5 protein-coding genes and 1 pseudogene (2 of these 6 only partly in view) are annotated in these 7,300 nt (G+C 53.4%); 1 reads left to right on the top strand and 5 read right to left on the bottom strand.

The window, feature by feature from the left end; all coding sequences use genetic code 11:
* The 5 genes and pseudogenes from H5U36_01815 to H5U36_01835 form a co-directional block, all read right to left on the bottom strand.
* Window positions 1-667, bottom strand: a pseudogene (locus H5U36_01815) (sugar ABC transporter permease) (it extends 252 nt beyond the left edge of the window).
* Between the two features lie 55 nt (window positions 668-722).
* Window positions 723-2,036 carry a sugar ABC transporter substrate-binding protein gene (locus H5U36_01820; protein MBC7216918.1) on the bottom strand — a complete coding sequence of 438 codons (1,314 nt, stop codon included), beginning with the start codon at window positions 2,034-2,036 and terminating at the stop codon, window positions 723-725.
* Window positions 2,037-2,114: 78 nt separating this feature from the next.
* Entirely contained in the window at window positions 2,115-3,143 is a 1,029-nt protein-coding gene (locus H5U36_01825; GenBank protein ID MBC7216919.1) for a LacI family DNA-binding transcriptional regulator, read from the bottom strand.
* A 30-nt stretch (window positions 3,144-3,173) separates the two neighbouring features.
* Window positions 3,174-4,256, bottom strand: coding sequence for an alcohol dehydrogenase catalytic domain-containing protein (locus H5U36_01830; GenBank protein MBC7216920.1), 1,083 nt, complete (start codon window positions 4,254-4,256; stop codon window positions 3,174-3,176).
* 11 nt (window positions 4,257-4,267) lie between these two features.
* Complete coding sequence (locus tag H5U36_01835) at window positions 4,268-5,188, bottom strand: sugar phosphate isomerase/epimerase (GenBank protein MBC7216921.1); 921 nt, start codon at window positions 5,186-5,188, stop codon at window positions 4,268-4,270.
* A gap of 604 nt (window positions 5,189-5,792) precedes the next feature.
* Here H5U36_01835 and H5U36_01840 point away from each other — a divergent pair.
* A protein-coding gene (locus H5U36_01840) for an O-antigen ligase family protein (protein MBC7216922.1) crosses the window boundary here: on the top strand, window positions 5,793-7,300 show its 5' portion. The gene runs 589 nt beyond the window's last position; 1,508 of the gene's 2,097 nt are visible here — the first part of the coding sequence; it begins with the start codon at window positions 5,793-5,795; the stop codon falls past the right edge of the window.

Raw genomic sequence — 7,300 nt, forward strand, 5'->3', positions numbered from 1 at the left:
GTATGAGAATGGGAGCAACGTACGGAAGGGTGATGTAGCGGAATTTGAACCACCCTGAAGCCCGGTCGACATCTGCCGCTTCGTAGAGGTACTTGGGGACACTCGAGAGCCCTGCAAGGCTCAGAAGGACGATGAAAGGCGTCCATATCCAGACGTCAGTGATGACGAGAGAGTACAAAGCGTACTCGTAACTCGTCGTCCAGGCAATTTTAGGAAGACCAAAAAGCCTCCCAAGAATGTAATTGATGATGCCCCAGTTCGTGTCCATCATGAAACGGAAGAATTTCCCGATGACGGCAGGAGAAAACATCATGGGGAGGATAAAAAGGGTCGTCAAAAGCCCTCTCCCATAGAACTCCCGGTTCAAAAGCATGGCAATGCCAAACCCAAGGAAGAACTCAACGGCCACCGCAAGAAGGACGAACTTCCCGGTGGTGACGAAACGGTCCCAGACTTCTTTTTCCCGGAAAAGGGAACTGTAGTTCTCTATACCTATGAACACCGGGGGATTTGCCGCATTTGCCGAGTACTCACAGAAGCTCAGGTACAGCGACCAGATGAGAGGGAAAATGACAAGAAAGAGCAAGAGGCCAAAGGTGGGGAGGAGAAAGAGGTAGAGCATCCCCCGATCGGTCACACGATTTGCCCAGGTACTGCGAACATCCACTCAGCTCTCCCTCCCTTTTCAAGAAGCTGCCCCCCGAGAGGGGGGCAGCAGGTTTTCAGCGGTAGTAGCCGGCTCGCTCGAGAATTTCCTCGTGTTTTTCAGCAATGAGGTCCATGGCCTCTTCTGGAGTGTACTTGCCGAGGATTGCAGCGTTGAGAATCTCTGCCATGACCGTGCCCATCTCGTTGTACTCGGGAATCTCCCAGTAGTCCTTAAGGTGCGGGTAGCTCACACGGGCAACCTTGTTCACTAGAGCGTACTCGAGGTACTTATCGTCCTCAACAATGGGCTTCATGCAGCTGAACATTCCAGCCTGAGCCCACTTCCACTGGGTCTCCGGGGAGAGCCACCACTCAAGGAACATAAGGGCTTCCTTCTTGTAGGGTGTGTAGGCGGAAATGGACATACCCTGACCACCGAGCTGGACGTACCACTCCTTCTCCCGTGGAGTCGGGAAGAAGTCCACCTTATCCCAAACAAGGGAGAGGTTGGGGTCCACAAGGCCTGGATAGAATGCGAGGTAGGTTCCCATCATGGCCACAAGTCCCTGCTGCATGGCGGTATTGGCCTCGTCCATGCTGTAGTTTGCCGAACCCGGAGGACAGTACTTGTAGATATCGACCCAGTACCGGGCAGCAGCCTTTCCTTCCTCACTATTCAGGTACCCTTTGACCCGCTTGGTCACCGGGTCCCAGAGCTCTGCCCCAAAGGACCAGAAGACCGCAAGGAACTCATCGGTGAGTCCTGCCGTCGGAATCGGGGCGTGCCACAGCGCGACTCCGTAGAGGTTCTTCTCCGGACGGGTGAAGAACTCGGCAATGTCCTTGAGCTCGCTCCAGGTTTCGGGAACTTTCAGGGCGTATCCGTACTTCTCCCGGAAAGCCTTCTGCTCCTCGGGGTCATTGAAGAGGTCAGTGCGGTAGCACATTCCGAAGAAGTCTCCCAAAGCAGGAACACCGTAGTAGCGGCCGCTCCCGTCAGGGTACTCACAGAAGGATTTGATAAAGGTCTCGTAGAAATCCTCTTTCTTTACGTGCTCGTTAAACCAGTCGGTGATGTCGAGGAGATGCCCTCCGACGACGGCTTCACCGAGCCACTGGGAATCGGGAAGGACGATGTCGAAGCTCGTTTTCCCTGAGGCAAACTCCGTAAAGACCTTATCGTGGTACTGCGGCCAGGGAACCGGGTCACCTTTTACCTTGATTCCGGTTTTTGCGGTGAAGTCTTCCGCCAGAGCAATGAGGGTGTCCATTGGAGCCCAGGCTGCCCAGGTGATGGTGAGGGTAACCTCTTCCTCTGCAAGGGCTACCCCTCCAAGGACAAGTCCAAGAAGGAACACAACGAGCACTCCAAAAATGATCCTCTTCATGCCTATACCCTCCTTTCAAGGAATTGTTCGCTCAAGAAGGCTCTCGAAGAACAGAAACCGTGGAATTCCTGTCTTCTCTCACCCCCTCCCTCGACAGGAATCGCGTTCCACAAGGATAGGCTCAATAAGCGTCAGCGGAGGACACTCTCTCTTTCCCTGTAAAAATTGTAGCAGATACTCCACTCCAGTTCTACCCATCTCGTACTTCGGCTGACGCACGGTCGTGAGCGACGGATGGACGTAGGAAGCTAAGAGAATATCGTCAAAACCCACAACCGATATATCCTCGGGAACGCGAACTCCCGAACTCAAAAAAGCCTTGAGCGTTCCAACGGCCACAAGGTCAGAACTTGCCACAACTGCCGTGGGAAGCCTTGGAGCCTCAAGGAGCTTTTTCCCCAGAGCAAAGCCAATCTCCACCCGGTTCCTCTGGGTCTTCTCCACAAGAACCCACTCATCCCGGATGGACAACCCTTTCCGTCGTATGAAGTTCAGAAAAGCCCGCTGCCTCTTCACAAGGGATAGAACGTATGGAGGCTCACTCAGGTAACCGATTTCGGTATGTCCCAAGGATACAAGGTAGGACAGGGCTTTCTCGATTCCTTTCTCGTTGTCCACAACCACGGAGGGCCACCGGCTACTCACGGGGTACACATCGACAAGGACTGCAGGAGCACCGCTTTCCTCAAGACGTCTCCAGAGGCGTTCGTTAATGAAGCTGTACGAGATGACCACCCCATCCACCTGGTGCTGCTCCACGAGCTCCACAAAATCCTCTTCAAGGTCCCTCTCGTAAGAAGTCGCATAGAGGATGACGCTGTATCCGGACTCCCTGGCCACATCCGCAACACCCCGGGCAAGCTCCGCGTAGAAGGGATTTGTAATGTCCGGGACGAAAAGGCCCAGGGTTTTTGTCTGGCGTCTTTTGAGGTTTCGGGCCGTGAGGTCCGGACGGTAGTTCAGCCGCTTGATGGCTTCAAGAATCTTCTGCTGGGTCCTGGGGGAAACCGGAGCCGTACCATTGAGAAAGCGCGACACCGTCGAGAGAGCCACTCCTGCCTCTTTCGCTACGTCTTTCATGGTTACCCGATGCGTTCTCTGCCTCATGGGATCTCACTCAAGGCGTTTCTCAAACTTCTACTCCATGACTACCATAACCTTCAAGGGATTCCCCTTCTTCTCCCGGGCAACCTGCAGGCCTTCCATGAGTTTCTCAAGAGAGAAGGTATGGGTCACAAGACGCTCTGCATCCACAAGGCCTCCGGCGATACTCTGGATGGCCTCAACCCAGGTGAAAGGCGCAAGCCAGGAGAAGCGAATATTCTTATCCCAGAAGATGGATGAAAGGGCAGGAACCTCAATGACGTCTTTTGCCCCGGGAAGACCGAAGTACACGATGTTCGAACGGCGTCCAGAAACTTCAAGAGCAAGCTGCATCGCCTCTTTGCTTCCGGTCACCACGATGACCCGATCCGCCATCCGTCCTCCCGTGAGCTCCGCAATGCGCTCGACGACATTCGAGGTGTAGTAGGGCGAAGAGGTATCCCGGACGTTTATGAGCTCATCGGCTCCCATTTCCTTCCCCACCTGGAGCCGGAAATCCTGGGTACCGACAAGGATGACTCTACCTGCGCCGCTGCGCTTGACCAGGGCCACAACGGAAAGACCGATAGCTCCAGGACCAAAGACCACCACGGTATTTCCAAAGCCAACCTGGAGGTTCTTCACCCCGTACACGGCATTGGCAAGGGGTTCCACGAAAGCCCCGGCTTTGAAGGAGACATTATCAGGAAGCTTGTACACATGAGTATAGTGAGAGGCAACGTACTCGGCAAAGGCGCCATTTGTCGAGACCCCAAGGACTTTCTTATTCTCGCAGAGGTTGACGAACCCCCGGTAGCACACTTCACAGGCGTTGCAGTACTGCACCGGATTCACTGTTACCCGATCGCCCACCGAGAAGAGTTTTCGCTCTGCCGGAACCTTCCCCACTCTGACCACTTCACCGGAGAATTCATGTCCCAGAATGAGGGGTCCCTTGCCTGTTGGCGTCTCAAGGGGGGAAAGGCCCCAGTAGTACGCCACATCGGACCCACAAATGCCGCAGGCACGGACTCGAATGAGGAGCTCATCATCGGCAATTTCTGGAACCGGGACTTCCTCGAACTTCATGACCTCCGGTTCGTAGAATACCCAGGCCTTCATCGTTTTGGGAACCATGGTCTCCCTCCTTATGCCATGCCAAGCCTGGCAAAGAGATCCCGCAGGAATCGAATGGAATCGGCAGTGATATCCCAGGCGTTGGGCCAGAAGCAGAGATCAATGCACCACCAATCTGAAGTGTAGCCACTTGCCACAATTGCCGGAATGACCTTCTCAAAGTCGACATACCCGGTCCCAAAGGGAGCATGAGTGCTCGTCTCATCGTCGTGCAGGGTATTGTCGGAATCTATGAGGTGCACATGGCCGATACGGCCCCGAAGCATCTCCACAAGCTCAAGAATGCCACCAGGGAGGGTCTCCTTGGGCTCGGTCTGCTTTGCCCCAACAACAGCGCACATTTGGGCGTGACTCGTATCAAGGAGAACCTTGAAATTCTCCCGGTTCACATCATCATGCATTTTCCTTATCTCGCTGGGTTTGTTGAAGATGAATCCCGGTTCAAACTCCCAGACCACCATGACACCTACGTCCTTGGCTTTATCCGCACATTTCCGGAACATCGCCACAACCCGCTCCCAGGTCTCCTTGTAGTCCCAGTCCTTTGGAAAAGGTGTACCGGTTACGGTGTCCACACGGATTTTGGTGAAACCGCAATCTGCACAGAACTCGAGGGAACGGTCGAACATGTCCTCATAGGCCTGAACGATTTTGGGATCACCACTTGCGAAAGGGAAACTCCAGAGATCCGCTACGTACGCACTGACTCCAAGGCGGTACTTTTCAAGGAGTCCAAGGAGTTTTTTACGGTCTTCCTTTGTGGGGTAAAGGTCAGGATGGGCGTGGGGCTTGAAACCTCCAAGCTCAATGCCATCAAAGCCAAGCTCTGAGAGGCGCATGATGACTTCATCAAGGGGTACCGGGTGACTCGCGTAGGGACCGATAGCGTAGGCCCAGCTTCCGATGGAAATCTTTGCTTTGCCCAAGGACATCCCCTCCTTTAGAGAGAACGGAATGAGTAACGTGTTCGTAAAAACGTTTTCAATATAAGCTACTGTAATTATTACAAAAGCACAATTTGTCTGTCAATAACCTGAGGGTAAATTTTTGCCCACGACGTCCAATGGTCACCGCGAGGTCGTGGTTTCGCTTCTGAAGCAGTCTCCCCCACCGCATCATGTATATTAACGCGAACTCGCTATTTCGCCTGTGAAGCAATCTCAGATCGCCTCGCTTGCAGCAACGGAACAGAAACGTCACTTGCAAGGATTTCTTTCCCCGTCACTGCGAGGAGCAAAGCGACGAAGCAGTCTCAGATTACTTCACCAAGTGAGAAAAAACGGGGTTTCGCAATGTTTTGTGTCAAAAATCAAGTCCCCTGAAGGGCAAGATTCCTTTTTCTTCCCTCAAGTAATAGGGGTCATAGGGAACCCTACTCTTTAAGATGGCAAAGATCTGCTGCGGGAGCTTATTGGCCACCGTAATCAAGGCCACCTTCCTGGGTTCCCCCGGGCAATGAACCTCGGTCGCAAAAAGCTCAGCCAGAGCAAAAAGGACAACCCATGTGGTATCATAGTCTCCGAGGGCGAAAAAATCATGGCTTCAAAGGCAAAAAAGAAAGAAAAAAAGACCGCTCCACCTCCCAAGGAACTTTCTATCCTCGAGCAAATCCTCTTTGGGGTCCTTTTCCTTTTGACCCTCCTTGCACCTTACTACCGGGGTCTCTACTTTCGCCTGGAACGGTACCCTTTCCTTCTTGTAATTTGCGTCGTCGGAATTCTCCTTGGGATTCTTCGCCTGGTGCGCCGCTTTTCCCTTGAAGTCCCCCGTTTTTCCCTCTTCCTTTTCTTTTTCGTCCTCCTCTACGGGCTCAACGTCTTTTTCGCTGCCCACCACGGTCTTGCCCACCAGGAATTCGTCAACTGGGGTACCTACGTGCTCTTCTTTCTCCTTTTGTCCTCCGTGGAGATTCCTCTTCCCTTTGGTACCTTTTTCCTCCTTTTTGGAGCAAATAACGTTATCCTTGTAATCCTTGGACTTATCCAGGCCTTTGGAGGGCTGCAGGGAAATTCTGGAACTCTTGGGATGTCCTTCTTCGAAATGTTTGTGGGAGGAAGACTCCACGCCACCCTCCAGTACCCGAACACCGCTTCAGCGTACTTTGGGATGGGATTCCTTGCCCTCCTTGGGGTCGTCCTCCTTCCCGAGGAGGAAACCTGGAAGAAGAACCTTGCGTTCTTTTTCGCCTTTCTTGTCCTTGAAGGACTCTTCTTCACCTACTCCCGTGGAGGGATGCTCGTTGTGGCTCTGGTACTTTTCGTGTCCCTTTTCATTCTCCCTCAAAATGCTCGAGGAAACCTCCTGGCAAGCCTTCTCTCCATAGTCCCGGTCTTTTTTGCCCTTATCCCCTTCTTAGAGCGCTTTCTGGCTTCGGGAAAGCCCCTTTTCTTCTTCGGTCTTTCCCTCGCGGGAGGATTTCTTTCCCTTGCCCTGCGCAGAGCCCTCCTTTCCCTTGAAACCTGGGTGGCTTCTCTTTCAAGACGGAAGTTTGCCCTCTTTGCGGGCACCTTTTTTGTTGCTGCCTCTGCGCTCTTTCTCTCTGCCGTTCATCTTGGGTTTCTCGGGCGGCAGGCAGAGCGTCTCATTGATATCAGCCTCCGGACCCGAAACGTCTGGGAGCGCCTTGTGTTCTACCGGGATGGTCTGAAGCTCTTCGCCGAGCGCCCCTTGTGCGGCTGGGGCGGAGGGGGATGGGAGGCCCTGTACTACTCGGTCCGGTCCTTCCCCTACTTCACCCGGAGTACGCACAACTTTTACCTCCAGATTCTCATCGAAGGAGGAATCTTTGGTATCCTTATCTTTGGGGTTTTCCTCTACTTCCTCTTCCGAGGGCTTTTCGTAAAACTCTGGAAGGAATCCTCTCCTCTTGCGGGAATTCTCCTTGCTCTCCTTCTTCTTGCCTTCCTCCATGGATTCGTCGACGTTGACTTCAACCTCGGTGCGTACCAGCTCGCCGTGTGGTTCTTTGTGGCCTGTGCTACCCAGGTGTTTCTGGGGCGAAAGGAAAACGTTTCTTCTCTTCGCATCCCTCCTCTGCTTTTCAC

The organism is Candidatus Caldatribacterium sp., from assembly GCA_014359405.1.
Lineage (GTDB): Bacteria > Atribacterota > Atribacteria > Atribacterales > Caldatribacteriaceae > Caldatribacterium > Caldatribacterium oleiphilum.

What these genes read in the sequence shown, in the direction of transcription:
- H5U36_01835 (MBC7216921.1), bottom strand. Translation starts at nt 5,188, where the DNA reads ATGTCCTTGGGCAAAGCAAAGATTTCCATCGGAAGCTGGGCCTACGCT.
- H5U36_01825 (MBC7216919.1), bottom strand. Translation starts at nt 3,143, where the DNA reads ATGAGGCAGAGAACGCATCGGGTAACCATGAAAGACGTAGCGAAAGAG.
- H5U36_01820 (MBC7216918.1), bottom strand. Translation starts at nt 2,036, where the DNA reads ATGAAGAGGATCATTTTTGGAGTGCTCGTTGTGTTCCTTCTTGGACTT.
- H5U36_01830 (MBC7216920.1), bottom strand. Translation starts at nt 4,256, where the DNA reads ATGGTTCCCAAAACGATGAAGGCCTGGGTATTCTACGAACCGGAGGTC.